Source organism: Gordonia sp. 11cp, assembly GCF_057767225.1.
Genome location: NZ_CM173437.1, coordinates 2500987 through 2524697, shown reverse-complemented (window position 1 = coordinate 2524697; position 23711 = coordinate 2500987). Strand labels below are relative to the sequence as shown.

Genomic DNA, 23711 nt, shown 5'->3' with positions numbered 1-23711 from the left:
ACCTACCGCGCGCCTGCGAAGCCGATGCGAAGAACTGTCGACGACGTGTCGAACCCGTGGTGAGGTCGCCCGCCGCGGTGCGGTCAGCTCTCGCGGTCCACGAGGTTGACCGGCCACGCCTCGTCCGGGATGTCGCGCAGCGAGCACGCCTGGTCGACCGCGGTGAACCAGCCGCGGAAATGCATGATCTCGCCGATGACCGGATTGCGGACGGTCGCATCGCACCGGAAGCGGTCCCGTTTCTCGTCCCACCCCTCGATGTACTTCATCTGGGCGGTGAAGAGTCCCCGCATCCCGACCTTCGGTCCGCGTCCGAGCCAGCGCATCGGCCCGCTCTCGAGCAGCAGTTCGCCGGACCGCGTCACCGACGGCTCGATGGGATACAGGAACTCCGGACCGTCGCCGAAATAGTCGACCAGGCCCGTGCGCCCGGCCACCAGCAACGAGTTCAGCTTGCGCGGGCCGGTCGTGTACTGGAAGGTCCGCAGCACCGCGAGCGATTCCCGCTCGAGCTCGTCGGAGTAGCAGTAGTAGCCCTGGGTGAAGGGCACCATGCGACTCGTCTTCGAGGGCAGCGCATTGCGCTTCGCGTAGTGCCACAGCGCGGGCGGCGGCAGCGCCGAGGAGATGTACACCGACTCGTAGATCCCGCTACAGATCTGGGCGACATTGGAAGTCGAATCGATGCCGTAGCGCCACGCGACGTTGGGATGGAGACGGTCGAAGTCCGAACCCAGCGCATGCCGGAAGACCGGCGTCATGGCGTCACCCTCCCCGAGCTCACCCACCATTCGGGCCGGCGCCGACGATGAACGGGCGCAGGCCAGGCGTCACCGCGGCGGTGACGACATGGTGAACCTACTAACGGAGCACACGCGTGTCCAACGTCTCGCTCCCGTTCAGAGCCGCTCGACCGCGGCGTCGCACAGGCTCGCCAGTTCGGCGATGACGCGATCGAGGGGTTCGACGCTGCGCTGTGTCTGACACAGCCCGACCGCTCCCTCGACTGCCGCGATGGTGAGGTTGGCCAGCGAGTCGGCGCGGTCGCTGTCGACGCCGTCGACCACCAGCCGGGCGGTGACCAGGTCGGCCCACCGCCGCAAGATCTCGGCGGATGCGTCCGCCACCGCGGGCTCGCTGCGTCGGGCGAGTCCGCCGGCGAGCACCGGACAACCGAACTGGAAATCGGTGTTGACCAGTAGACGCCGCCACACCCCGCCGATCTCGCGCATGGTGTCGGCCGGGGTCATCGCGGTCGGGCGCCCGATGCGCTCGGCGATGAACTCACCGGCGTAGCGGACGGCCTCGGTCATCAGTTGGGTCTTGCCGCCGGGAAAATGGTGGTAGATGGACCCGCGAGGGGCGGAACTCGCGGAGATGACATCGCCGATCGAGGTGGCGGCGACTCCGTCGCGGCCGATCAGATCGGCCGCATGCACGACCATACGTTCACGCGGGCCACGGTCGTCCGCGCCGGTGATCACGGACTCGGCGGGATGTGACGTCATGCGGCAACTCCTATGCAGACCTTCATACAACCGATGTCCTGGGCAAGCATACATAGCATCGGCCGAGGTCATTCCGCCCGAGAGGAACCGGGCTGCATATGCACACCTTCATAATTTCGCTCGAGTATGCAACCATGCATAGTCATGACGACGACCGACGCACCGACCGACCCCTCCGCCATGTCCGGACTCGAACTACTGCGTGCCTGGCAGGCCGGCGGCGCGGGTTCGGATCGCCCGAGTATCGGCAGACTGCTGGGCATGGTGCCCAAGCAGATCGACGAAGGCGAGGTCACCTTCGCCGTGACCCCGCAGCCCGATTTCGCCAACCCCCTCGGCACCGTTCACGGCGGCATCTGCGCCACCCTGCTGGACTCGGTGATGGGGTGCGCCGTGCACACCACCCTGCCCGCCGGTGTCGGGTACACGACGCTGGAGCTCAAGGTGAACTACATCCGCTCGGTCGCCGTCGACGCCGGGGAACTCACCGGCGTGGGCACCGTCATCCACGCCGGGCGCACCACCGCGACAGCCGAGGGCAAGGTGTTCTCCCACGACGGCAAGCTCGTCGCCCACGGAACCACCACGTGCATCGTGTTCCGCTGACCCGGCCCGGACCACGGGTCAGTCCGCGCGCGCGGTCGTGATGATGCCGGCGATGTCCTCGCCCCTCATCCCGAAACCGGCGAGGCGTCCGAGGGGGATCGACGCGAGCATCCGCACCATGTCGATCCCCAGGGCGTCGTCGCCCGCACCCATCAGTGGGTTGTTGTCCGCCAGGGAGGCGAGCGCTTGCGCCGCAGCCGGATTCGCCAGGACCTCGCCCAGGGTCGAGTTCTCGTCGATGGGCAGGTCGACCTCGTCCCCCGCGAGTTCGACGGTCGCGCTCAGCCGGACGTCGCGGCTCGACGCCCCGGCATGGATCGCGTATTCACCCGGTTCGACGATCCAGCGGTCGACCCGTGTGTCCCAGTACGCGAGGTCGTCCCGGTCGATCGTCACCGAGACGGTCTCGTTCTCACCCGGTTCGAGGTCGCGGGTGACCGCGAAACCCTTCAGCTCACGCGGCGGTCGCCCGACGCGCGAGTCCGGCTTCGACGTGTAGATCTGGACCACGTCGCGCCCGGCGCGGGTTCCGGTGTTCGTGACCGTCACCTCGACGTCCACGCCCTCACCCGGTCCGTTCGACGCGACCGAGAGATCCGAGTACTCGAACATCGTGTAGGACAACCCGTGCCCGAACGGATACGAGACCTCCATGTCCCGCGCGTCGTACCAGCGGTAACCCACGTAGATGCCCTCGCCGTACCGGATGTGCGAGTTCTCGTTCGGGAAGTTGAGGTACGCCGGGGTGTCCTGCAACCTGACCGGCACGGTCTCGGTGAGCCGCCCCGACGGGTTCACCACGCCGACGAGCACGTCGGCGATCGCTCCGCCCCCGGCCTGCCCGAGAAGCGCGCCGTCGAGGACTGCGGGAGCCGCGGCGATCGGTCCGAGGCGGAGGACTCCGCCGTGGGCGAGCACCACCACCGTGCGGGGTTGCACCGCCAGGATCTCGGTCAGCAGCTCGATCTGCTCCGCGGGCAGTTCGATGTCGTCACGGTCGAAGCCCTCTGACTCCTGCGACGCCGCCAATCCCAGGAACACGACTGCGACGTCGGCCTCGGTCGCGGCGGTGATCGCGTCGGCCGAATCCACCGGGGAACCGTCCGTGGAGAATCCCTGGGCGTAGGTCACCGTGTGGCCGGCCGCCCGGATCTCGTCCACCGGTACATCGAGGCGTGTCGGATTCACGTGCGAACTGCCGCCGCCCTGATACCGGGGTTCGCTCGCGAACGCTCCGATGACCGCGACGGATTGCTCGGCGGCCAGTGGGAGAACGCCGCCGTCGTTCTTCAGGAGGACGATGGACCGGCCGGCCGCCTCCCGCGCGAGACGGTGGTGCAGATCGAGATCGGCGACGGCCCGGTCCGCACGGCCGGCGACGGCCCGCTCGGCGAGTTTCCGCACCGCTCGGGCCGAGCGGTCCACGGCCGCCTCGTCGAGGTTCCCGTTCTCGACGGCATCGACGACCTGCGCGTCGGTCCTGCCCCCGGATCCGGGCATCTCGAGATCCAGTCCGGCCGCGACCGCGCGAACGCGATCGGCGACGGCACCCCAGTCGGAGACCACCACACCGTCGTACCCCCACTCGCCGCGCAACAGGTCGGTGAGGAGCCAGCGGTTCTCCGCGGCATACGTGCCGTTGATGCGGTTGTAGGAGCACATCACCGTCCACGGAGCGGCCGAGCGGATGATGTGCGCGAAGGCGCGGAGGTAGATCTCCCGCATGGGCCGGGGATCGACGTCGGAGCTCGACCGCATCCGGTCGTCCTCGGCGTTGTTCAGCGCGAAGTGTTTGAGCGATGCCCCGACCCCCATGCTCTGGACGCCGTCGACCCAGGCCGCGCCGAGCCGGCCGGTGACGAACGGGTCCTCGGCGAAGTACTCGAAGTTCCGCCCGCTCCGGGGATCTCGTTTGATGTTCACACCGGGACCGAGGAGAACGTCGACGTCGAGGCCGTGGGCCTCTCGTCCCAGCGCTTCGCCGACACGACGGATCAGTCCGACGTCCCAACTCTGGCCGAGGCCCACCGCGGGCGGAAAACAGGTGGCGGGTTCGCTGTCGGCGAGACCGAGATGATCGGTCGCGCCGGTCTGCTTGCGGACTCCGTGCGGGCCGTCGGTCAACGTCAGCGCGGGGACCGGGCCGACCGCCTTCGTGGTCCAGAAATCGGCGCCGCTGCCCAGCGCGGCCTTCTCGGACAAGCTGAGTTCACTCATCCCACGACACTACCGACCAGAGTCGACTCTCAGCTCGGTCGCGGGCAGTACGCCTGGTGGCCACCGGACCGGATCTCCCGGTCGCACTGCGCAATTCACGGCGACCTCACCCCTCGAGGTAGCGGTCCCGGAGGGCTCGTCGGTCTTCGGCATCCAGGCCCAGCGCCTCGCTGAAGTAGCCCTCGATCCCGCCGAAACGAGTTCGCACCTCGTCGAAGGCCGCGTCGAGGTAACCGGCGTCGACCCCCAGTACGCCGACGAGCAGTTCGGGATCACCCCCGGCCGCGGCGAACCCGTCGAAGATGTGCCCGAGCGACGGGATGAGACGTTCGTTGGTGAGGAGGTAGTCGCGGTACACGTCGTCCGCGGGCACTCCGAGCAAGGTCAGGAACGCCGCGGCTGCCCACCCGGTTCGGTCCTTGCCGGTGGTGCAGTGCACCAGGGCCGGCGTCGTCCCATCGTCGAGCAGCCCTCGAAAGAACCGAGTGTAGGCGGCGGTCGCACTGGGCAACGTGATCATCTCGCGATAGGTCCCGGAGATCATCGCGCGCGCCTTGCCGCCCGACAACATCTCGCCTGCCTCCGCGACGACGGCGGGATCGGCGAGAACCGCACCGATGTTGGCCGGAATCGACATCTGCGCATCGGCGAGGACGTCGAGAGCGATGTTCGACGCACCGGGCAGGACGGGATCCGGGATGGCTTCGCTCTCGTGCTCCGACCTGAGGTCGTACACGGCTGTCAGCCCCAGCGCCTCCAGCGCGGGTACGTCGGAGACGTCGAGGGCGGAGAAGTCCGTCGAGCGGAACAGGAGCCCGGATCGGACGGTGCGGCCGTCGACGGTGCGCCAGCCGCCGAGGTCGCGCAGGTTCGGCAGGCTCGGGATGGGGCTCGGCGCACCGGGGGTCGCAGTCACGGTCACATCGTGACAGATCTCCGGCGGTCAGTCGGTGAGCGCGCGTTCGAGCATCGGCCACGACTTCACGAGCTGGTCCTGCCAGTACGGCCAGGCGTGCGTACCGGGTGTGTAGTCGACGGTCGCGGGGATGGCGAGTTGCTTGAGCCGGCGGTCGAGATTCAAGGTGCATTGGTGCGTCGCGGCCTCGATCGCGCCACCCACCGCGATCTGGTCGATGTAGATCGTCGTCTTCCCGTCGATTCCCTGGCTCTGCAACTGGTCATGCGGCCCGGGAACCCCCGTGCCGGTGCTGATGTAGATCGCCTTGCCGCGCAACTTGTAGGCGTTGACGACCGGATCGTGGGCACGCCACCCCGGGGACCCGACCGGACCCCAGATGTTGGCGATGTCACCCCCGCCGCGGCCCTCGACCACCGCCCGGATCGCCAGCCGGCCCAGATTCGTACTCGTCTCCGCACACCCGCTGTAGGACGCGACGGCCCGGTAGAGCTCGGGCGCGGACTCGGCGAGGCTCAGCGACGACGTCCCCGCCATCGAGATCCCCGCGATCGCATTCACCCCGGTCGTATTCAATTTCTGGTCGATGAGCGGCGGCAATTCGCTGGTCAGAAAGGTCGTCCATTTATTGCGCCCGAGAACCGGGTCGACTTTCACCCAGTCGGTGTAATAGCTGTATGCGCCGCGCATCGGCACGACCACGTTCACATTCTTGTCGGAGACGAAATCGACGATGTCGGTCTGCTCGAACCAGTGCCCGGTACCCTCTCCGCCACCGGCGCCGTTCAGCAGGTAGAGCGTCGGCCGGGGCACCGATCGGTCCGCCGGCATGAGCACTCGCACCGGCACACTGCGTTTCATCGACGCCGAGTAGACCGACAGGTCGAGGACCCGGCCGTCGGCGACCGCGCGGGCCAACGCCTCGGCCCGGGTCGATCCGTTTCCCGGTTCCGCGCCGGCAACCGACGGAATGGCCAGCGTGACAACGAGTGCCGCGATCGAGATCATGGTGGCGACCAGGCGTCGGCAGAGAGCACCATCCGCTGCGGACATCACAGTCCCTTCACATCACTACCGCTCACATCACAGCAACCGCGCCGTCGTCTCGACAACGGAATTCACACGTGGAGATATCGATCCGAATACGTTTCACCATACGCACCGGGGCGAATCCCGTCCGCATTACTCCGCCGGCGACGATTTCCGTTCATCTCGCGGGTCAGCGCGATAAAACCAGGATTCGAAGCGTTTTCACGATGACAAATATCGCGTACCGCGAGCACAGCGCGCCTGAGCAGCAATTCTGGCCTCCCGGTACGCCGAATCGACTGGTGAGCTCTGGCCGGAAACGGTGCCTGCACATCGCTCGGCACGAGGGGCTTCGCTGCGACAGGCCGACGAAGATTCGGCCGATCGGACGACAACACTGCCCTGGATCGCTCAGGGTGTCACGGACGCGGGGAACAGTGTGCGCGGGTTCTGCAGCAACGCCGGCGGGGTGACGGCCGTCCGCTCGAGCGTGCCGGTCCACCGGACGCGGCGGCGATGCGGCGTGAGCGTCTTGCCGCGGGTCGAGAACTCGTAGTCGCCGTCCACCACGCCGAGCACGAGCGTGTCGACGTCCGCCGCACCGGTGTTCTGCGGTGGAAGGATGGCGACCTCGTCCCCGGCCGCCAGGTCGGAGACGAAGGACGCCAGCACGCGGAGGTCCTTTCCCGGCCGACGCCCCGGACTGCGCTCCTTCAGCAGCGTCCGGAGGGTCGCGTCGGCGCCCGCCGTCGCGTCGACGTCGACGCCGGACTCGGTGCCGAACCCGACGATCCGCCGACGTCGGAATTCGGCGTACTGCTCGTCCGAGGTCGCCCGCACAACCCACACGGTGCGGGTCGGCGCATCCAGGTCACGGACCTCGGCGACGGGCGGATCGGGCCAGAAGTACGGTTGCTCGTCATCGACGTCGTCGAACACGGCGCCGTAGAAGTCCGGCGCCTTGCGGAGCAGCGCGGCACGATGACTGCGATGCAGCCTGTCATCGCCCAGCCACTCGGGCATCCGACCCTGCGCGGCCAACTCGGACTGGGGTCGCCCCACCACATCGGGCGCGAACTCGGCGATCATCGGCGCGGTGCTGTCCGCACGCCCTTCGCGGGTCCACACATCGACGACGGCGAGCCCGTAGGCGACCAGTGCCGGGGTGCGCCCGCGCCACATCATCACCGCGGGATGACTGGTCCAGCCGTAGTCGAAGAGTTCGAGCGCCCGCAGGATCTGCAATGTCTCGACCCGCTGTTTGCCGAGCCTGGCGGGGTCGAGGACCTCGGCGGAGCGCCGGAAATCCGGGTAGGGCAGGAACGTTTGCATCGTCCTCGCATACCCACTACGGCCGTGCACTCACACGTCGGCCGCGACGCGCCGCCGACAAACCGTTCAGAACGGTGGTGGGTTGGCGGCGTTCCACGCGTCGACTTCGCGACGGTGGGCGGTGGTGCGGGTGGCTCGCTGCTCGGCGAGCTTGCTGCGTGCCGGATGATCAGGCGGGCGTCCGGGAACGAGGTAGCCGAACAGGTCGCGGCCGTTGAACGCGTTGCCGACGAAGGTGTGTCCGGTCGGGGACTGGAACCAGGCGGTCAGGTATTCGTCCTGGTAGTCGCGCCACATGCCGAAGGTCTTGATCCGGTGGTGAAAACGGCACAGCGGCTTGAGGTTGCGCTGCGACGTCGGACCACCGCCCTGTGGTGATTCGTGGTCGAATGGGATGGTGTGGTCGAGATCGGCCGTCCACACCGGTGAGTTGCAGCCGGGGAAGGTGCAGCACAGCTCACCGCAGCGCACCAGGGTCTGCAGCTTGCGGCTCGGGGCGTATCGGGAGCCGGCTGCGGCATCGGCGCCGGCGTCGGCGTTGACGACAGAGCGTTGCGCGTCGGCGAGCAGTGATCGCATGGTGTCGGCGTCGATGAGGCCGTGGCCGTCGAGGAACCCGGGGTCGTCGTCGCGGCCGAGCAGCGTCGACAGGTTCACCACGATGTGGAACGTCGGCACCGGCACAGGCACCGGAACAGGCACCGGCGCATAGCCGGCGTCGGATGTCGGGCCTGCATCGAGACCGTCTGTCTCCAGGCCTGTTTCGGCTTGCGGGTCGTCGAGGTCGACCGGTGCGGGCGCGCAGTGTGGGCAGCGGCACGGAAGCACATCGAGGTGGGCGGCGAGCGCGATCAGGGCGTCGACGCGTCGTTGCTGTGTGGTGCGAGGGTCGTCGTGATGCACTGCGGCGGCCATCGCGCCGAGCTGGGTGTTGAGTTCGGCGGCGTCGGTGACGGGCAGGGTGCCGGTGATACGAGACTGGCCGGGTGTGAATCGGTCGGGTGCGATGATGACCTTGCGGTCGTCGCCGGCGCGTTCGCGGCGGCGACGGACCGCATCGGGGGCGTGCTTGGCGACGATGGCGTCGACCAGGGCGGTGAACCGCGTCGTCGACATCGGCGGGCGGGCCAGGATCGCCTCGGCCAGATGAGCATCGACGGTCTGCATGTCGGCGTCGGGCACGAAGTCGGTACGTTTCATGGCGATGGTGAAACGTCGCTGGTCGATCCGCCCGCAGGCCAGGGTGTTGCCGGTGAGCATGAGTCGGTAACGCAGGACATCGCCGACGCGGATGAGATCGCGGGCCTCGGCGGCGGGGATCAACAGTGCCGCGCCGAGTTCGGCGGTGGCCTGGTCGAAACCGTCGGGCCCGTATTCGGCGTACGGGTCGATCCCGGCGGCTGCGTCGGCCGCGCGCCGGTGCAGTTCGTCTGCGGACGAGGTTCGACCGTCGCGGTGTTCGGTGCGGCGCAGCTGGTAGTCGAGTTCGCGTTCCTCGTGCAGCAGGCTCGCCGCAGTCAGGAGTCGGTAGGAGGCGGCGGAGGTGATCGACGCGCAGTGGGTGATGACATCCACCAGCTCGGTGGCCGACAGTTCGACATCGGAAAGCACTGCAGGCAAGGGCAACTCGGGCTCGGACTCATCGCCCGAGATTCCTGCGCCCTCGCCCCCGAATTGCATGAAACCAACATACGACCGACCACCGACAAGAATCGCCGACCGCGTCAGACGGTTCCAAAACTCACTCCAGCACAGGCTCCGACGTGTCGGTCCCCGCCTCCGGCAGTACACACACGCCGTCGACGCAGACCGCCGCGTCGTCGTCGCCGATCATCTCGAAGCGCACCGGCGGTTCAGACACGATCGACCGCCTCGGCGCGGACCTTGTCGAGGGCCTGGGTGAACGTCTCCGGCGCCTGTGCACCAGAGACGCCGTATTTGCCGTTGATGACGAAGAACGGCACACCGCTGATCCCGTACGCCCGCGCCTGATCGATGTCGGCGGCGACGGCAGCGGAGTACTCCCCCGACTCCAGCGCGGCGAGGACGGCGTCGCGCTCGAGGCCGACATCAGCCGCCAGATCGGCCAGTTCCTCGGCGCGGCCGACGTGCCGCCCCTGCTCGAAGTACGCCTTGAACAGGCGCTCGGCCAGATCCGTCTGTCGGCCATGCGCTTTCGCGAAATGCAGGGCTTCGTGCGCCTTCAGTGTCTTGGTGTGCTGCAACCGGTCGAAGTCGTAGTCGAGACCGACACCGGCGGCGATCTCACGGACCTGGTCGAGCATCCCCCGGACCTGCCCGGCGGGCATGCCCTTGTGCCGGACGAGGAAGTCGATCTCCGAGCCGTCGAAGTCGACCGGTGTGTCGGGGGCGAGCTCGAAGCTGTGGTAGGTCACCTCGACCTCGTCACGCCCGGCGAACTCCGCCAGTCCGGCCTCGAACTTGCGTTTGCCGATGTAGCACCAGGGGCAGGCGATGTCGGACCAGATGTCGACGGTGATGGGAGCACTCATGGCCGTCTCAACACCTCCCGGATCGAGAACGTTCCCGGGAGTGCCTCACGCTCGGTCGAGCGAACCGGGCACGTCGAGCAGGTCGTCGAGATGCGCTCGCGACCAGTCGCAGAGACCGTGGACCGTCGTGACCAGGTCCCGACCGGCGTCCGTCACCGTGTAGTCCACCCGCGGGTTCGCGCTGCGATGGTCGTGACGATGGACCAGTCCGTGCGCTTCGAGGTCGCGCAGCGTCTGGGTGAGCACCTTGTCGCTGATCGTCCCGATCGACCGTTTCAGCTCGCGGAATCGGCGGGGTCGCTGCCGAATCTCCTCGAGGACGGTCAGACCCCACTTCGTCGACACCACGGCGAAGGCCGACCGCGCGAGTCCCCGGGCCCGCTCCTCGGCCTCGGACGACGGCCCGGCGTACCCACTCACCTCGAAGTTCGTACTGCCGCTCATCCGCCTGCGCTCCTAGCGTGGGGTCGATGCGAGTGCTGAAGACCTACGCCAGAGTATTCGTCGCCGACCTCGACGAGTCGCTACCGCTGTACGAGACCCTCGTCGGTGCATCCGCCGATCTCCGTTTCGCCTTCGAGAAGGCCGAACTCGCCGCCGTCGGCGACTTCCTCCTCATCGCGGGCGCCGTCGGTGATGTCGAAAACTACCGGTCCACCGTCGGACCGGTCATAGTCGATGATCTCGACGCACTCATCGCGCTGATGACCGGCACGTCCGGAGCCGCCGTCATCGGAGAATCACACAGCGCGACAGGACGATTCGCCTACCTTCGCCACCCCGACGGCGCGGTCCTCGAATACGTCGAGTGGTCGCCGGAGATCGTCGCGACCGTGTTCACAACGCCGAAGGCCGGCCACCCTCTCGGGTGACCGGCCTTCGGTTGGAGCCGCGTTGAGTGGACGCAGGGATCTGATCAGGAGATCAGAAGCCCATTCCGCCCATCTCGTCGCCGCCCGGCATGGCCGGTGCGGCGTTCTTCTCGGGCTTGTCGGCGACGACGGCCTCGGTGGTGAGGAACAGAGCCGCGATCGAGGCTGCGTTCTGCAGCGCCGAGCGGGTGACCTTCACCGGGTCGTTGATGCCGGCCTTGAGCAGGTCCTCGTACACACCGGTGGCGGCGTTGAGGCCGGTGCCGGTGGGCGAGTTGAGGACCTTGTCGGCGACGACGCCCGGCTCGAGCCCGGCGTTGATCGCGATCTGCTTGGCCGGAGCCGAGAGCGCGACCTTGACGATGTTGGCGCCGGTGGCCTCGTCACCCTCGAGCGAGAGTGCGTCGATGGCCGGCTCCGACTGCAGCAGGGCCACGCCACCGCCGGCGACGATGCCCTCTTCGACGGCAGCCTTCGCGTTGCGGACAGCGTCCTCGATGCGGTGCTTGCGCTCCTTGAGCTCGACCTCGGTGGCCGCGCCCGCCTTGATGACCGCAACACCGCCGGCCAGCTTGGCCAGACGCTCCTGCAGCTTCTCACGGTCGTAGTCGGAGTCGCTGTTCTCGATCTCGCCGCGGATCTGGGCCACCCGGCCGGCGATGGCGTCGGGATCGCCCGAGCCCTCGACGATGGTGGTCTCGTCCTTGGTCACGACGACCTTGCGTGCGGTACCGAGCAGCTCGACGCCGGCGCCCTCGAGCGAGAGGCCGACCTCTTCGCTGATGACCTCGCCACCGGTGAGGATGGCGATGTCGGCCAGCATGGCCTTGCGGCGGTCACCGAAGCCCGGAGCCTTGACGGCGACGGACTTGAAGGTGCCCTTGAGCTTGTTGACAACGAGGGTGGAGAGAGCTTCGCCCTCGACGTCCTCGGCGATGATCAGCAGCGGCTTGCCGGCCTGGATGACCTTCTCCAGCAGCGGCAGCAGGTCCTTGATGGTCGAGACCTTGCCCGAGACCAGCAGGATGTACGGGTCGTCGAGGACGGCTTCCTGGCGGTCGGCGTCGGTGACGAAGTAGCCCGAGATGTAGCCCTTGTCGAAGCGCATGCCCTCGGTGAGCTCGAGCTGCAGGCCGAAGGTGTTGGACTCCTCGACCGTGATGACGCCTTCCTTGCCGACCTTGTCCATCGCCTCGGCGATGAGCTCGCCGATCGAGGGGTCGCCGGCCGAGATGCCTGCGGTCTGAGCGATCTGCTCCTTGGTCTCGACCTCCTTGGCGCTCTTCAGCAGCGACTCGGTGACGGCCTCGACGGCCTTCTCGATGCCGCGCTTCAGACCCAGCGGGTTGGCGCCGGCAGCGACGTTGCGCAGACCCTCACGAACGAGAGCCTGGGCCAGAACGGTGGCGGTGGTGGTGCCGTCGCCCGCGACGTCGTCGGTCTTCTTGGCGACTTCCTTGACCAGCTCGGCGCCGATCTTCTCGTACGGGTCCTCCAGCTCGATCTCCTTGGCGATGGACACACCATCGTTGGTGATCGTGGGGGCGCCCCACTTCTTTTCCAGCACGACGTTGCGACCCTTGGGTCCCAACGTCACCTTGACGGCGTCGGCGAGGCTGTTGAGGCCCCGCTCGAGGCCGCGACGGGCCTCTTCGTCGAACGCGATTTGCTTGGCCATGGGTAAGTGATCCTCCGAAGGGGGTGACACTAGGTTCGTATGGCCGGAACTCGGTGCCCGCGACGGACGACCGGTGTGTCATTCGGTACCGGCCTCACCGTCCCGACCTGGCACTCACAGCTCGCGAGTGCCAACCTCGTTTTTAGCACTCGCCCACCGCGAGTGCAAGGTCGGATCGGCGGCAGACCGACGGGATCGCCACACCCGGGGGCACGGCCTTGATTAGCGTGATCCGTATGTCCGGCGCGCCCAGACCTTTCCGCTTCGGGGTCAACATGTTCACCGTCGACGACGCGGCCTCCTGGACGAGTCGCGCCCGCCACGTCGAAGACCTCGGCTATGACGTGCTGCTCTTCCCCGACCACCTCGGTGCGCCGAGCCCGTGGCCCGCGCTGTCCGTGGCGGCGACGGCGACGCAACGCCTCCGGCTCGGCACTTTCGTCCTCAACGCGGCATTCACGAACCCCGCGCTCCTCGCGCGCGACGTCGCCACCGTCGACCGACTGTCCGGCGGACGGGTCGAACTCGGACTCGGCACCGGATATGCGAAGAACGAGTTCGAGGCGGCCGGCATCGACTTCGGGACCCCGGGCCGTCGTGTCGATCACCTGTCGTCCACGGTCAGGAAGGTGGCGTCCGCGCTCGACGACCCCGGCGTCGAGCCGCGGCCGGTGCAGGCGCGGGTACCGCTGATGGTCGCCGGGAACGGCGACCGCGTTCTACGGGTCGCCGCGGCGCACGCCGACATCGTCGCGTTCACGGCCGCCCGGACGAGTCGTGACGGCGAACTCCGGCTGCTCACCGCCGACGACTTCGAGTCCCGCGTCGCCTTCGCCCGCCGGGCCGCGGGCGAACGCGTTCCCGACATCGAATGGAACCTGCTGGTACAGGTCGTCGCCGTCACCGACGACCCCGAGTCCGTGTTCGAGCGGACTCCCGGGGCCACCGAGGCCGCGGGCTCCGCCGAGGCGTTCGCGGAGCTGCCGACGGTCCTGGTCGGCTCCACGGCAGAGATCGCCGAGCGGCTCGTGGGGTTGCGCGCGCGGACCGGCATCTCCTACATCTCCGTCCACGAGCCGGCCCTGGAGGAATTCGCACCGATCATCCCGCTGCTGCGCGCGGCCGACGCCTGAGCGTCAGGAGCGATCGCGGTCATTCGCACCTTCGACGACTGCCATCCCGGGCGGCCAGGTCGGCTAGGGTCTGAACCGTGGAATTCCTGTTGATCATCATCGTGGCGCTGCTTGCGATCATCGCGGTGGTCGTCATCTTCAATTTCCTCGGCAACCGCAGGGCCCGGCAGGCCGAACAGGACGCCCTGCGCGAGCGGACCTACCGGCCCGGCGATCCCTTCTCCTCGGCCGACGACGATTCCGTCTACGGTGATCCCCGCGATCTCAAGCCGGGCGATCTCGTCGAACTGCGCGGTCAGACCTATGCGGTCCGCGGCACGCTGCGCCTGACCCAGGACGGCTACACCTGGACCGAGAACTTCCTGGACACCGGTGTCGGGTCCAAGGCCTGGATCTCGGTCGAGGACGATCCCGACCTCGAGGTCGTGCTGTGGCACGAGTTCCCCGGTGCAGCCGTCACTCCCGGCCCCGACACCGTGGAGCTCGAGGGTCGTCGCTACCAGTCGGAGGAGGCGGGTTCGGCGCGCTTCACCTCCGCGGGCACGACCGGGCTCGCGACCTCCGGCCGGATGGCCTACCACGACTACCAGGCCGGCGACGACCGCCTCTCGTTCGAGGACTACGGCAGCGGCTGGGAGTGCGCCCGCGGTGAACTGCTGTCCCGGGCGGACTATCGCATCTATCCCAGCAACCCGGCTCCGGAGACGCCCTGACGGCCCGACCGCCGTCCACCCGACCGAGACGCCCTGAGCAGGGAGATCGCACCCGCATGACAGAGAACCCCGGACACCCCGGCGACCCCGCAGCACAACTGGCGGTCGCCTTCGCCGACACCAGCGCGGCACAGCTCGGCTTCTCACTGAGCGCACCGTTGCAAGAGCCCCTGGCACAGGAGGACCGCGACATCGACGGCATCACCGTGTCGGTGCGATTGCTCGGCGCGAGCCATCAGGTGCTCGTCGAGGACGGGGTGCAACGAATCTGTGAGACCGTCGCCTGCCTGCCGGATGTGACCTCGGCACTTCCGGAGAGTTTCCAGGAGAGCGGCTACTACTTCAGTTCCCGCGTCGAACAGGTGACCTCGGACCATCTCGCCGCACTCGTCGAACAGCTGGCCGCGCGCGTCACCGAGCAGTTGGCGACCGGACATCCATGCGTGATGGGCCGCTTCCCCGGCGACCCGTATGCCGTCACCGCGATCGTCTCCGAGTCCACCGACGACGACATCAGCTGGCACACCTGGCACACCTACCCCAAAGCCGGCGAGGTCGTGATCACCTCCAGCAGAATCGACCGCGGACCGGTGGCCCGGCGATGACCGAGCAGTTCCCGCCCGACCGGCAGCCGGACCCGCGCCGCCGCCTCACCAAGATCCGCAACATCATCATCGGCGTGATCATCGTGCTCACCGTTTTCGCGCTGATCGGCGCGTGCACCGCGCGAGTGGCCCGCGGCGGCGGCATCGGCGGGTCGGCGCGCGACTACATCTCCCAGAACTACGAGCGAGACACCTCGCTCGACGAGGGCGACGTCGACGCCTACGTCGCCAACGGGACCCCTGCGGAGGTCGCCGCCGACATCCGCGACGCCGAACGTCCCAGCGACCAGCGGACCGGCGCCACAGGCGCGGGCAACATCCCCGGCACGCAGTTCCTGCAGTATCCCGACTACCTCGTCGGTCTGTTCCCGCTGGCCGCCGGGACCACCCGGGTGATGCTCAGCCGCGACTACCGGTCCGGCTACAACCACTACCACCCCTACGTCGGCGCGTTCTGGGTACCGACCCCCCGCTATGCGGGTAGCGGCAGCGGAAACCGCGGCGGCGGGAGCGGCGGTGGCGGCAAATGATCGTTGTCCGACCGGCCCGTCCCATCGAACTCGTCCGATCAACCAACGGAGAAGACCATGCTCGCTGATATCGCTGAGAATGCCTACGCGGCAGGCGCTTACGCCGGCGTCGGCGTGATCCTGATGATCGTGTCGTTCGGCATCCTCGACCTGCTCACGCCCGGGAAGCTCCGTTCGCAGCTGTGGACCGAGCGCAACCGCAACGCAGGCATCCTGGTGGGCTCCAACATGCTCGCCGTCGCCGTGATCGTCACCGCGGCCATCGTCGCGAGCGAGGGCCGGCTCCTCGAGGGACTCACCTACACCGCGGTGTACTCGGCGATCGGCCTGATCGTGATGGCGGTGACCTTCCTCGTCATCGACCTGCTGACCCCCGGGAATCTGGGCGAACTCCTGGTCCACCCGGAGACCCACCCGGCCGTCTGGGTGCAGGGCGTCGCACACATCGGGGTGTCGATCATCGTCGCCGCCTCCATCCTGTGACCGGGTCACCACACTCCCCCATCCGTTGGTGACCGTCGACGACCCCGGTCCGGCGACGACCGACACCGCTCCGGACACGTTGGCGACGCGGCCGCGATTCGCCCGCGCCGGACTGCTCGGCGTCGTCTTCGTCTGCGCCGCGTGCGGCCTCGTGTACGAGCTCGCCCTGGTCTCGCTCGGGTCGTTCCTGATCGGCAACACCGCGACGCAGGCGTCGATCGTCCTCGCGGTGATGGTCTTCGCGATGGGGATCGGGTCGCTCGCGGCCAAACCCCTCCAGCCGCAGTCGGTCACGGCCTTCGCGGTGATCGAACTGCTGCTCGCACTCATCGGCGGACTGTCGGTGATGGCGCTCTACGCGGCGTTCGCGTACCTGGAGCTGTACACGCCCGCCCTCATCCTCGTCGCCTTCGTGCTGGGTATCCTGATCGGCGCCGAGATCCCGCTGCTGATGGTTCTGCTGCAACGGATTCGACGCCAGGAGGCCGGTTCGGCGGTCGCCGACATGTTCGCCGTCGACTACATCGGCGCCCTCATCGGTGGCCTGTGCTTCCCGTTCTTGCTGCTGCCGTGGTTCGGCCAGTTGCGAGGTGCTCTGGTCGTCGGACTCGTCAACGCCGCGGCCGGGTGCTTCCTCGTCTTCGTCATCTTCCGAAAGTCGATGTCGCGCACCCAGATGGCGGTCCTGTCCGCGTCGGCGATCGCGGTCGTCGCCGTCCTGGTCGCGGGACTGATGCTGTCCGGTCGCTTCGAGATCACCGCCCGCCAGGCCCTGTACCGGGATCCCATCGTCGCCGCCGAACGCAGTGCCTATCAGGACATCGTCATCACCGAGAACCGGTTCGGCGCAGCGGCCGACACCCGCCTGTACCTGAACGGCGACCTGCAGTTCTCCTCCGTCGACGAGCACCGCTATCACGAGACCCTGGTTCATCCGGCGATGTCCGGCGAGCGCGACGCCGTCCTGATCCTCGGCGGCGGTGACGGACTCGCGCTCCGAGAAGTGCTCACCTATCCCGACGCCCGCGACGTCACGCTCGTCGAACTCGACCCGGAGATGATCCGCCTGGCCCGGACCGACGAGCGTCTCACGACATTGAACCGGGGGGCGATGAGCGACCCCCGAGCCGAGGTGATCGCCGCCGACGCCTTCTCCTGGCTACGCGGCACCGACCGACGGTTCGACGTGATCATCGTCGACATGCCCGATCCCGACGACTCGGCCACCGCGAAGCTGTATTCCACCGAGTTCTACGCGATGGTCCGTGCACATCTCACCCCGACGGGCCGGACCGTCGTGCAGGCCGGGTCCCCGTACTTCGCACCGAAGTCGTTCTGGTGCGTGGCGTCGACCATGCGCGCGGCCGGGCTGGACCCGACCCCGTACCACGTCGACGTGCCGGCCTTCGGCGACTGGGGATTCCACCTGGCCGGCGCCGGCGGCCGCGTCACGCCGACCGTGCGGGCACCCGGCCCGCTCCGGTTCCTCAGCCCCGAACAGATCTCTGCCGCAATGGTTTTCCCACTCGACCGGCAACAACTGGACGTGCCGCCGTCCACCCTGATGGACCCGAGGATCCTGCGGTACGCGCAAGGCGAGTGGGCGACCTACTGACGTCGGCACGTCTGCGAACGCAGATGCTCGAGGTGATCCCAGAGGTCGCGTTCGCGTTCGGCGTCATGACTCTCCCCCGACGAGTCGGACACCCGCCCACGGTCGATGTAGGCGCCGGTGCTCGCGTGTGGCACACCGAGAACCGCCGACGCGAGACGCCGGCCCGCCGCGACGGGCCGGTCCAGCGGGGTGACGAGGGTCAGACCCGGAACAACCCATCTGTTCGCCCACCGCTGCGGCGCGCTCGCCGCCCGGACCAGGTCCGTACCGGGCACGTAACCCGGGTTGTAGGAGACGATCTCGATCCCGTCGGGCAGGTGACGTGCCCATTCGTGGACGAGATGGATCGCCGCCAGCTTGCTGGTCGAGTACGCGGTTCGGCCGGCAGACGGGCTCGCGCCGCCGAACGCGCCGGGCCGGGACAACCGCGCCGGAGAGGTCCATCGCGGTGCCGGGACCAGGCCGAGATTGTGCCGGAAGTCGCCGAAGTGCGTGTCGCTCACCGTGATCGTGATCCGGGAACCGTGCGCCAGGTGCCCGCCGAGCTCACCGATCAGCACGTGATTCGCGAGCACGTTGACCGCGAAGGTCGCCTCGAGTCCGTCGACGGTGACCTGCTGGTCATCGACGTATTGGATACCCGCGTTGCACGCCAGCCCCCGCAACGGCGGAAGCGCCGCGTCGTCGAGCATCTGCCGGATCTCCGCCGCCGCGGCGGCCGTGCCCGCGGTGTCGGCGAGATCGGCATCGACCACGACGACGCGCGCGGCGTTCTCACCGAAACCGTCCACGAACCCGGCGGGTCCGCCTCCGCGGGCGAGCACGACGAGGTGGCACGAGGGATCCATCGATGCGATGGACCGCGCGGCGACCACTCCGATGCCTCGCGTTGCTCCCGTCATGACCAGCGTCCAGGCCGGGTTGGAGGTGGGGGGTGGGTTCATGTCGGCTCCCGCCGTTTGAGTTGACGTTGTCAACCCAAGAGAACCGCATTCGGTTGACAGTGTCAACTGTATGGTGGGGCGATGACCACGAGGGCCGAGACCGCGGCACACACCCGGCAGGCACTGCTGGCGACGGCGTCGGCACTGCTCGACCAGGGCGGACCGGAAGCGGTGACCCTGCGCGAGGTCGGCAGTGGCGCCGGGGTTTCCCGGTCCGCCGCGTACCGGCACTTCGTCGGGAAGGACGAGTTGCTGGCGGCAGTCGCCGCCGAGGCGTGGGCGGTCGTCGCCGACGGACTCGAGGTCATCGCGTCCGACCCGGACCTGTCCCCTGAGGACGCCGTGCGTTCGGCGATGCACGCGCTGTCCGACCTCGGGCTGGACCGGCCACATCTGTACCGGCTCATGTTCGCGACTCCGGCGGGCGCGCCGGCCATCCCCGCCGCCGCCCGCGCGCAGGACGGTCTGATGTCCCTCGTGAGCCGCATCGTCGGCGCCGACGCCGCACGACACCATGCGGCGCTGCTGTTCGCGGCGACGCACGGCCTCACCGACCTGGACACCCACGGCCACCTACCGCCCGACAAGTGGCGCGCCGACCGGCACACCCTCATCGATCTCGCCGTCTCGTCGCTACCTCATGGAGACAGCGTCACCGGGCCCGACGACCATGACCGGAACGCCGATGTCTAGCGGGGTGACGATCGCCCTCGTCCTGCTCGGAGTGCTCGCGTGCGTCGGCGCGGTGGTGCTGATCCGCACCCGGCGCGTCGTGCGGACCCCGGCCGAGCGGGCGGTCCACCTTGCGCTGCACACCGCGTCCCTGGCCGCCCGCTCGCTGCGTACCGGACTCTCGGCGGAGTCCGCTCGCGAGGCACTGCCTCACCTGCTCACGCTCACCGGCGCCGAGGCGGTCGCCCTCTACGACGGTGAACCGAGCCACCTCGCCCATCTGCCCGACGGGGACGACATCTGGGACGACGAGATGCTCGGTCACGCCGACCGTGCGGCGACCTCCGCGCTGGGCGACCTCCGGCGCGTACTGCTCACCGACCCCAGCGGCGCCGAGTCCCCGGTACGCGCGCTCGTGGCCCAGCCCCTCCTCGCCGACGACGTCGGGGTCGGGGTCCTCGTGGTCGCCACGACCCGACGGCCCGGCCCCGGAATGCTCGGCGCCATCGCCGAAGTCGCGCGGTACGCGTCGAGTCAGATCGAGCTCGCCGACCTCGACGCCTCACGCGCACGACTCAACCGCGCCGAGGTCCTCGCGCTGCGCGCGCAGATCAGTCCGCACTTCATCTACAACGCGCTGAACACCATCGCCTCGTTCGTGCGGACCGACCCCGACCGCGCGCGCGAGCTCGTCCTCGACTTCGCCGACTTCACCCGATACTCCTTCCGGGCCGCGGGCGAGTACACCGTGCTCGCGGACGAACTGCGCAACATCGACCGCTACCTGACGCTCGAACGAGCCCGCTTCGGCAACGCACTCGACGTCAAACTGCATGTCGCGCCCGAGGTCCTGAACGTCGTCGTACCGTTCCTCGCGCTGCAACCGCTCGTCGAGAACGCCGTACGGCACGGCCTCGCGTCGAAAGGCGGGGGCACCATCACCATCGTCGCGGCCGACGAGGGCACCGACTGTGTCATCACGGTCGAGGACGACGGCGTGGGCATGGAACCGGAACTCCTGCGCAGCGGTGCCCTCGACGCCCTCGATCACGGCGAGGGCGCGCACGTCGGCCTGACCAATGTCGACCACCGGCTCCGCGCCGCCTTTGGCAACGACTACGGGCTCGTCGTCGAGACGGCCGTCGGCGCCGGCACCAAAGTGGGCATGCGCGTTCCGAAGTTCCGCGCGGGCATCCGGGCGTGAACGCCCGGTTCGGGCGGGTGCGCGAACCCCAGGGCGGTAAACTGCGGTCTGTCGTCGAGGCGGGAGGTGTTCCATGACCGCATTGGTGGTACTCGCGGTCGACGACGAACCACCCGCTCTCGACGAGCTCGGTTACCTGCTGAACCGGCAGGACGACGTCGCCGAGGTCCGGTCCGCCTCTGACGCCACGGGCGCCCTCCGCGAGCTCAACGACCATCGCATCGATGCGATCTTCCTCGACATCAACATGCCCGGCCTGTCGGGACTCGAACTCGCCGGCGTGCTGGCGAAGTACGCCTCGCCCCCGGCGATCGTGTTCGTCACCGCCCACGACGACCGCGCCGTCGACGCGTTCGAGGTCGGCGCGGTCGACTACCTGCTCAAACCTCTTCGCGAGCAACGTCTCACGCAGGCGGTCGAGCGGGTCCGCGCCAGCCTCGAGCGCCGCGGACGCACACCCGAACCCGAGCAGACGGCCGCTCGCCCGGACCGCCGCGCCGGCTCCGACGATGTCATCCCGGTCGAGATGAGCGGCGTGACCTCGCTCGTCCGACGCGATTCGATCTCCTGGGTCGAAGCCGTCGGCGATTACGCCCGCCTGCATGCCGACTCGGGCGCCCACCTCGTGCGCATCCCGTTGTCGACCCTCGAATCCCGCTGGCAGGAGACCGGTTTCGCGCGAGTACACCGGTCCTACCTCGTCGCGCTGCCGATGGTCACCGGTCTGCGCACCGTCGGCGGCGGCACCGTGGTGTGCGTTCGCGCGAACGGCGCGTCCGACGCCGTCGAACTACCCGTAAGCCGCCGTCAGGTCCGCGAACTCAAGGACCGTCTCATCCGGGATCCGCTGCGCCAGTACCGTTCCCCCACCGGCCGAGACGATGGCTGAGCACCCGCCCCAGCGCGAACGCGTGGTGCTCGCCGCGCGCCGCGGGGCGCGGATGGTGCGCACCCGCGTCGAGGTCCAGGAACAGACCGAGGTCGGCGACGCGCTCGTGCGGGGCCTCATGCGCGCCCAGCTCGGCCTCGCCCTCCGACTCGGTGGCGCCCTGCTCGCCGTCTCGGCCGCGATACCTGTTGCCGCCTGGCTGTTCCCGGGCATCGCCGACGCCGAGGTCTTCGGCATCCGCCTGATCTGGCTGGTGCTGGGGCTGCTCGCCTTCCCGGTCCTCTACCTGACCGGCCGACTGTACGTACATCTCGCCGAACAGGCCGAACGCGACTTCATGGGCCTCGTCGACGACGACCCGACCGACTCCGTCGGGGACGACCTGACCGACTCCGTCGGGGACGACCTGACCGACCCCGTCGGGGACGACGTGCCAGAGCAGGGGCCGCCGTGACGGCCGAGGTCCACGCCCTCACCGCGGTCGGTCTGTTCGCCGCCGCCATCGCCACCATCGTCGTGGGTGCGTGGGGCGGCCGGTTCTCGCGCACCACCTCCGATTTCCTCGTGGCGTCCCGGACCGTCGGCTCGCGGTGGAACGCCGCCGCGGTGTCCGGCGAATACCTGTCGGCGGCATCGTTCCTCGGAGTCGCCGGGCTCATCGCGAAGTACGGCGCCGATGCCCTCTGGTACCCCGTGGGATTCACCGCCGGATACCTGGGCCTGTTGCTGTTCGTCGCTGCGCCACTGCGTCGTTCCGGGGCCTACACGGTGCCCGACTTCGCCGAGTTCCGCCTCGCCTCCACGGCCGCGCGGAAGACGGCGATGCTCGTCGTGGTCGTCGTGTGCGTGCTGTACCTCATCCCCCAGTTCCAGGGCGCGGGCCTCACCCTCAACATCCTGCTCGGCGCCCCGGTGTGGGCCGGCGTGGTCGGCGTCGGCCTGATCGTCATCGTGAACGTCGTCGGCGGCGGCATGCGGTCGATCACCTTCGTGCAGGCCTTCCAGTACTGGCTCAAACTGACCGCGATCGCGGTCCCCGCCCTCGTCCTGATCGGTGTCTTCGCCCAGGACCCCACCCCGGTCGGGGAACCCGCACCGCCGCGCATCACCACCGCGACCACGGTCGACGTCACCACCGATGTGTCGGTCACCGTCGCCGAGACCACCGGCGTGCGGGTCACCGGGATGCTGGACGGAGTCGTCGTCGACGACGCGCCCGTGGCCACCACCGGACCGCACGTGATCTCCGCCGGTTCCACCATCTTTCTCGACGCCGGAGCGGCGACCCCCGTCGTCGCGGGCGCGCCGACGCAGAACGCCGACTGGATCGCCCCCGGCGGTGGGTTCGGCGGCAATCATCCGCTCTACCAGGTGCTGTCGCTGATCATCGCGACGTTCCTCGGCGTGATGGGTCTGCCGCACGTGCTGGTGCGCTTCTACACCAACCCCGACGGTCGATCTGCTCGACGGACGGCGCTGGCCGTCATCGCCCTGCTGTCGCTGTTCTATCTCTTCCCCATCCTGCTGGGCGTGTTCGCGCGGCTCTACGTCCCCGAACTGCTGATCACCGGCACCGCCGACGCCGCGGTCCTGCTGTTGCCCAGCGCGGCCGTCGGCGGGATCGCCGGCCAGATCCTGGCCGCCCTCGTCGCAGCGGGGGCGATCGCCGCCTTCCTCGCCACCTCGTCGGGGTTGCTGGTGTCGGTCGCCGGCGCGCTCGCCACCGATCTGCTGCGGGGTCGCGTCCGCGATTTCCGGGTGGCCGCGGTCATCGGCGGACTGATCCCGATCGCCCTGTCCCTGGCGGCCGCCTCCCTCGAACTGTCCCGGACCGTCGGACTGGTGTTCGCGGTCGCCGCGTCGACGCTGTGCCCGCTGCTGGTACTGGGGATCTGGTGGCGCGGGCTGACGGCCGTCGGCGCCATCGCCGGGCTCATCGTCGGCGGCGCGTCGTCGGGTTCGGCGACGATGCTGGCGATCGCGGGCGTCGCCGACGACGACGTGCTGGGCGGGTGGCTCGAGGTCGTGATCGGCTACCCGGCCGCGGTCACGGTCCCTCTCGCGTTCGGCACGATGGTGCTGGTCAGCCGGATGACCCGACGTCGGGTACCCGCCGATCTCGCGCGCACGTTCGCTCGGATGCACGTGCCCGAACGCGTCGGGATGGGCCTGGACCGCACACCCGGACGGGCGTCGGACTGACCGATCGGAGGGGTGACCGCTCGCCGTTCGTCGGACGTCACCGACCGTCC

The 23711-nt window shown here is 68.7% G+C and carries 24 protein-coding genes; 13 read left to right on the top strand and 11 right to left on the bottom strand.

Going from position 1 to position 23711, the window contains the following annotated elements:
* Nucleotides 1–83: 83 nt before the first annotated feature.
* Both AC3B6C_RS11235 and AC3B6C_RS11230 read right to left on the bottom strand, forming a co-directional pair.
* On the bottom strand, nt 84–761 hold the full coding sequence (locus AC3B6C_RS11235; protein ID WP_014925316.1) for a DUF4166 domain-containing protein: 678 nt from the start codon (nt 759–761) through the stop codon (nt 84–86).
* Nucleotides 762–899: 138 nt separating this feature from the next.
* Nucleotides 900–1508, bottom strand: coding sequence for a TetR/AcrR family transcriptional regulator (locus tag AC3B6C_RS11230; RefSeq protein WP_010842841.1), 609 nt, complete (start codon nt 1506–1508; stop codon nt 900–902).
* A gap of 126 nt (nt 1509–1634) precedes the next feature.
* On the opposite strand from AC3B6C_RS11230, the gene AC3B6C_RS11225 reads away from it, so the two are divergent.
* Nucleotides 1635–2114, top strand: coding sequence for a PaaI family thioesterase (locus tag AC3B6C_RS11225; protein WP_193748592.1), 480 nt, complete (start codon nt 1635–1637; stop codon nt 2112–2114).
* An 18-nt stretch (nt 2115–2132) separates the two neighbouring features.
* Here the strand turns inward: AC3B6C_RS11225 and AC3B6C_RS11220 are convergent, their stop codons facing one another.
* The 7 genes from AC3B6C_RS11220 to AC3B6C_RS11190 all read right to left on the bottom strand — a co-directional run bounded on the left by AC3B6C_RS11220 (nt 2133) and on the right by AC3B6C_RS11190 (nt 10565).
* Nucleotides 2133–4331 (bottom strand): glycoside hydrolase family 3 C-terminal domain-containing protein, encoded by a 2199-nt coding sequence (locus tag AC3B6C_RS11220; RefSeq protein WP_488376061.1) that lies wholly within the window; start codon nt 4329–4331, stop codon nt 2133–2135.
* 106 nt (nt 4332–4437) lie between these two features.
* Nucleotides 4438–5247 carry a tyrosine-protein phosphatase gene (locus tag AC3B6C_RS11215; protein ID WP_055475770.1) on the bottom strand — a complete coding sequence of 270 codons (810 nt, stop codon included), beginning with the start codon at nt 5245–5247 and terminating at the stop codon, nt 4438–4440.
* Between the two features lie 27 nt (nt 5248–5274).
* On the bottom strand, nt 5275–6300 hold the full coding sequence (locus AC3B6C_RS11210) for an alpha/beta hydrolase (protein WP_488376059.1): 1026 nt from the start codon (nt 6298–6300) through the stop codon (nt 5275–5277).
* A gap of 387 nt (nt 6301–6687) precedes the next feature.
* Nucleotides 6688–7608, bottom strand: a complete 921-nt coding sequence (locus AC3B6C_RS11205; RefSeq protein ID WP_488376057.1) for an MSMEG_6728 family protein — start codon at nt 7606–7608, stop codon at nt 6688–6690.
* Between the two features lie 66 nt (nt 7609–7674).
* Nucleotides 7675–9288 (bottom strand): HNH endonuclease signature motif containing protein, encoded by a 1614-nt coding sequence (locus tag AC3B6C_RS11200; RefSeq protein WP_488376056.1) that lies wholly within the window; start codon nt 9286–9288, stop codon nt 7675–7677.
* Between the two features lie 173 nt (nt 9289–9461).
* Nucleotides 9462–10121: a DsbA family oxidoreductase gene (locus AC3B6C_RS11195; RefSeq protein ID WP_488376055.1), complete on the bottom strand. Its 660-nt coding sequence runs from the start codon at nt 10119–10121 to the stop codon at nt 9462–9464.
* 45 nt (nt 10122–10166) lie between these two features.
* Nucleotides 10167–10565: a winged helix-turn-helix transcriptional regulator gene (locus AC3B6C_RS11190; RefSeq protein WP_488376053.1), complete on the bottom strand. Its 399-nt coding sequence runs from the start codon at nt 10563–10565 to the stop codon at nt 10167–10169.
* A gap of 26 nt (nt 10566–10591) precedes the next feature.
* Here AC3B6C_RS11190 and AC3B6C_RS11185 point away from each other — a divergent pair, with 26 nt between their 5' ends.
* Nucleotides 10592–10993: a VOC family protein gene (locus AC3B6C_RS11185; protein WP_488376051.1), complete on the top strand. Its 402-nt coding sequence runs from the start codon at nt 10592–10594 to the stop codon at nt 10991–10993.
* A 52-nt stretch (nt 10994–11045) separates the two neighbouring features.
* Here the strand turns inward: AC3B6C_RS11185 and groL are convergent, their stop codons facing one another.
* Nucleotides 11046–12671 (bottom strand): chaperonin GroEL, encoded by a 1626-nt coding sequence (groL, locus tag AC3B6C_RS11180; RefSeq protein ID WP_010842848.1) that lies wholly within the window; start codon nt 12669–12671, stop codon nt 11046–11048.
* A 236-nt stretch (nt 12672–12907) separates the two neighbouring features.
* Here groL and AC3B6C_RS11175 point away from each other — a divergent pair, with 236 nt between their 5' ends.
* The 6 genes from AC3B6C_RS11175 to AC3B6C_RS11150 all read left to right on the top strand — a co-directional run bounded on the left by AC3B6C_RS11175 (nt 12908) and on the right by AC3B6C_RS11150 (nt 17750).
* Nucleotides 12908–13804, top strand: coding sequence for a TIGR03621 family F420-dependent LLM class oxidoreductase (locus AC3B6C_RS11175; protein ID WP_488376049.1), 897 nt, complete (start codon nt 12908–12910; stop codon nt 13802–13804).
* A gap of 77 nt (nt 13805–13881) precedes the next feature.
* Nucleotides 13882–14517 (top strand): DUF4178 domain-containing protein, encoded by a 636-nt coding sequence (locus AC3B6C_RS11170; RefSeq protein WP_488376047.1) that lies wholly within the window; start codon nt 13882–13884, stop codon nt 14515–14517.
* Nucleotides 14518–14573: 56 nt separating this feature from the next.
* Nucleotides 14574–15122, top strand: coding sequence for a DUF2617 family protein (locus AC3B6C_RS11165; RefSeq protein ID WP_010842851.1), 549 nt, complete (start codon nt 14574–14576; stop codon nt 15120–15122).
* Entirely contained in the window at nt 15119–15652 is a 534-nt protein-coding gene (locus AC3B6C_RS11160; protein WP_488376043.1) for a DUF4247 domain-containing protein, read from the top strand. The genes AC3B6C_RS11165 and AC3B6C_RS11160 overlap by 4 nt, the downstream gene beginning before the upstream one ends.
* A 57-nt stretch (nt 15653–15709) precedes the next feature.
* Entirely contained in the window at nt 15710–16135 is a 426-nt protein-coding gene (locus AC3B6C_RS11155; RefSeq protein WP_010842853.1) for a DUF350 domain-containing protein, read from the top strand.
* 28 nt (nt 16136–16163) lie between these two features.
* On the top strand, nt 16164–17750 hold the full coding sequence (locus tag AC3B6C_RS11150; RefSeq protein ID WP_488376042.1) for a polyamine aminopropyltransferase: 1587 nt from the start codon (nt 16164–16166) through the stop codon (nt 17748–17750).
* Here the strand turns inward: AC3B6C_RS11150 and AC3B6C_RS11145 are convergent.
* Nucleotides 17744–18694 (bottom strand): SDR family NAD(P)-dependent oxidoreductase, encoded by a 951-nt coding sequence (locus tag AC3B6C_RS11145; RefSeq protein WP_488376040.1) that lies wholly within the window; start codon nt 18692–18694, stop codon nt 17744–17746. The two genes, AC3B6C_RS11150 and AC3B6C_RS11145, sit on opposite strands and share 7 nt — an antisense overlap.
* Before the next feature lie 81 nt (nt 18695–18775).
* On the opposite strand from AC3B6C_RS11145, the gene AC3B6C_RS11140 reads away from it, so the two are divergent.
* The 5 genes from AC3B6C_RS11140 (at nt 18776) to AC3B6C_RS11120 (ending at nt 23661) form a co-directional block, all read left to right on the top strand.
* A complete protein-coding gene (locus tag AC3B6C_RS11140; protein ID WP_488376039.1) occupies nt 18776–19387 on the top strand; it encodes a TetR/AcrR family transcriptional regulator in 612 nt (203 codons plus the stop codon).
* Nucleotides 19380–20570: a sensor histidine kinase gene (locus AC3B6C_RS11135; protein ID WP_488376038.1), complete on the top strand. Its 1191-nt coding sequence runs from the start codon at nt 19380–19382 to the stop codon at nt 20568–20570. The genes AC3B6C_RS11140 and AC3B6C_RS11135 overlap by 8 nt, the downstream gene beginning before the upstream one ends.
* A 73-nt stretch (nt 20571–20643) precedes the next feature.
* Entirely contained in the window at nt 20644–21459 is an 816-nt protein-coding gene (locus AC3B6C_RS11130; RefSeq protein WP_055475714.1) for a LytR/AlgR family response regulator transcription factor, read from the top strand.
* Complete coding sequence (locus AC3B6C_RS11125) at nt 21452–21913, top strand: hypothetical protein (RefSeq protein WP_488376037.1); 462 nt, start codon at nt 21452–21454, stop codon at nt 21911–21913. Before AC3B6C_RS11130 ends, AC3B6C_RS11125 begins: the two co-directional genes overlap by 8 nt.
* Nucleotides 21910–23661, top strand: coding sequence for a sodium/solute symporter (locus tag AC3B6C_RS11120; RefSeq protein WP_488376036.1), 1752 nt, complete (start codon nt 21910–21912; stop codon nt 23659–23661). The genes AC3B6C_RS11125 and AC3B6C_RS11120 overlap by 4 nt, the downstream gene beginning before the upstream one ends.
* The last annotated feature ends 50 nt before the right edge of the window (nt 23662–23711 follow it).

What these genes read in the sequence shown, in the direction of transcription:
- AC3B6C_RS11235 (WP_014925316.1), bottom strand. Translation starts at nt 761, where the DNA reads ATGACGCCGGTCTTCCGGCATGCGCTGGGTTCGGACTTCGACCGTCTC.
- AC3B6C_RS11230 (WP_010842841.1), bottom strand. Translation starts at nt 1,508, where the DNA reads ATGACGTCACATCCCGCCGAGTCCGTGATCACCGGCGCGGACGACCGT.
- AC3B6C_RS11225 (WP_193748592.1), top strand. Translation starts at nt 1,635, where the DNA reads ATGCAACCATGCATAGTCATGACGACGACCGACGCACCGACCGACCCC.
- AC3B6C_RS11220 (WP_488376061.1), bottom strand. Translation starts at nt 4,331, where the DNA reads ATGAGTGAACTCAGCTTGTCCGAGAAGGCCGCGCTGGGCAGCGGCGCC.
- AC3B6C_RS11210 (WP_488376059.1), bottom strand. Translation starts at nt 6,300, where the DNA reads ATGTCCGCAGCGGATGGTGCTCTCTGCCGACGCCTGGTCGCCACCATG.
- AC3B6C_RS11205 (WP_488376057.1), bottom strand. Translation starts at nt 7,608, where the DNA reads ATGCAAACGTTCCTGCCCTACCCGGATTTCCGGCGCTCCGCCGAGGTC.
- AC3B6C_RS11200 (WP_488376056.1), bottom strand. Translation starts at nt 9,288, where the DNA reads ATGCAATTCGGGGGCGAGGGCGCAGGAATCTCGGGCGATGAGTCCGAG.
- AC3B6C_RS11195 (WP_488376055.1), bottom strand. Translation starts at nt 10,121, where the DNA reads ATGAGTGCTCCCATCACCGTCGACATCTGGTCCGACATCGCCTGCCCC.
- AC3B6C_RS11190 (WP_488376053.1), bottom strand. Translation starts at nt 10,565, where the DNA reads ATGAGCGGCAGTACGAACTTCGAGGTGAGTGGGTACGCCGGGCCGTCG.
- AC3B6C_RS11185 (WP_488376051.1), top strand. Translation starts at nt 10,592, where the DNA reads ATGCGAGTGCTGAAGACCTACGCCAGAGTATTCGTCGCCGACCTCGAC.
- groL (WP_010842848.1), bottom strand. Translation starts at nt 12,671, where the DNA reads ATGGCCAAGCAAATCGCGTTCGACGAAGAGGCCCGTCGCGGCCTCGAG.
- AC3B6C_RS11175 (WP_488376049.1), top strand. Translation starts at nt 12,908, where the DNA reads ATGTCCGGCGCGCCCAGACCTTTCCGCTTCGGGGTCAACATGTTCACC.
- AC3B6C_RS11165 (WP_010842851.1), top strand. Translation starts at nt 14,574, where the DNA reads ATGACAGAGAACCCCGGACACCCCGGCGACCCCGCAGCACAACTGGCG.
- AC3B6C_RS11160 (WP_488376043.1), top strand. Translation starts at nt 15,119, where the DNA reads ATGACCGAGCAGTTCCCGCCCGACCGGCAGCCGGACCCGCGCCGCCGC.
- AC3B6C_RS11155 (WP_010842853.1), top strand. Translation starts at nt 15,710, where the DNA reads ATGCTCGCTGATATCGCTGAGAATGCCTACGCGGCAGGCGCTTACGCC.
- AC3B6C_RS11145 (WP_488376040.1), bottom strand. Translation starts at nt 18,694, where the DNA reads ATGAACCCACCCCCCACCTCCAACCCGGCCTGGACGCTGGTCATGACG.
- AC3B6C_RS11140 (WP_488376039.1), top strand. Translation starts at nt 18,776, where the DNA reads ATGACCACGAGGGCCGAGACCGCGGCACACACCCGGCAGGCACTGCTG.
- AC3B6C_RS11135 (WP_488376038.1), top strand. Translation starts at nt 19,380, where the DNA reads ATGTCTAGCGGGGTGACGATCGCCCTCGTCCTGCTCGGAGTGCTCGCG.
- AC3B6C_RS11130 (WP_055475714.1), top strand. Translation starts at nt 20,644, where the DNA reads ATGACCGCATTGGTGGTACTCGCGGTCGACGACGAACCACCCGCTCTC.
- AC3B6C_RS11125 (WP_488376037.1), top strand. Translation starts at nt 21,452, where the DNA reads ATGGCTGAGCACCCGCCCCAGCGCGAACGCGTGGTGCTCGCCGCGCGC.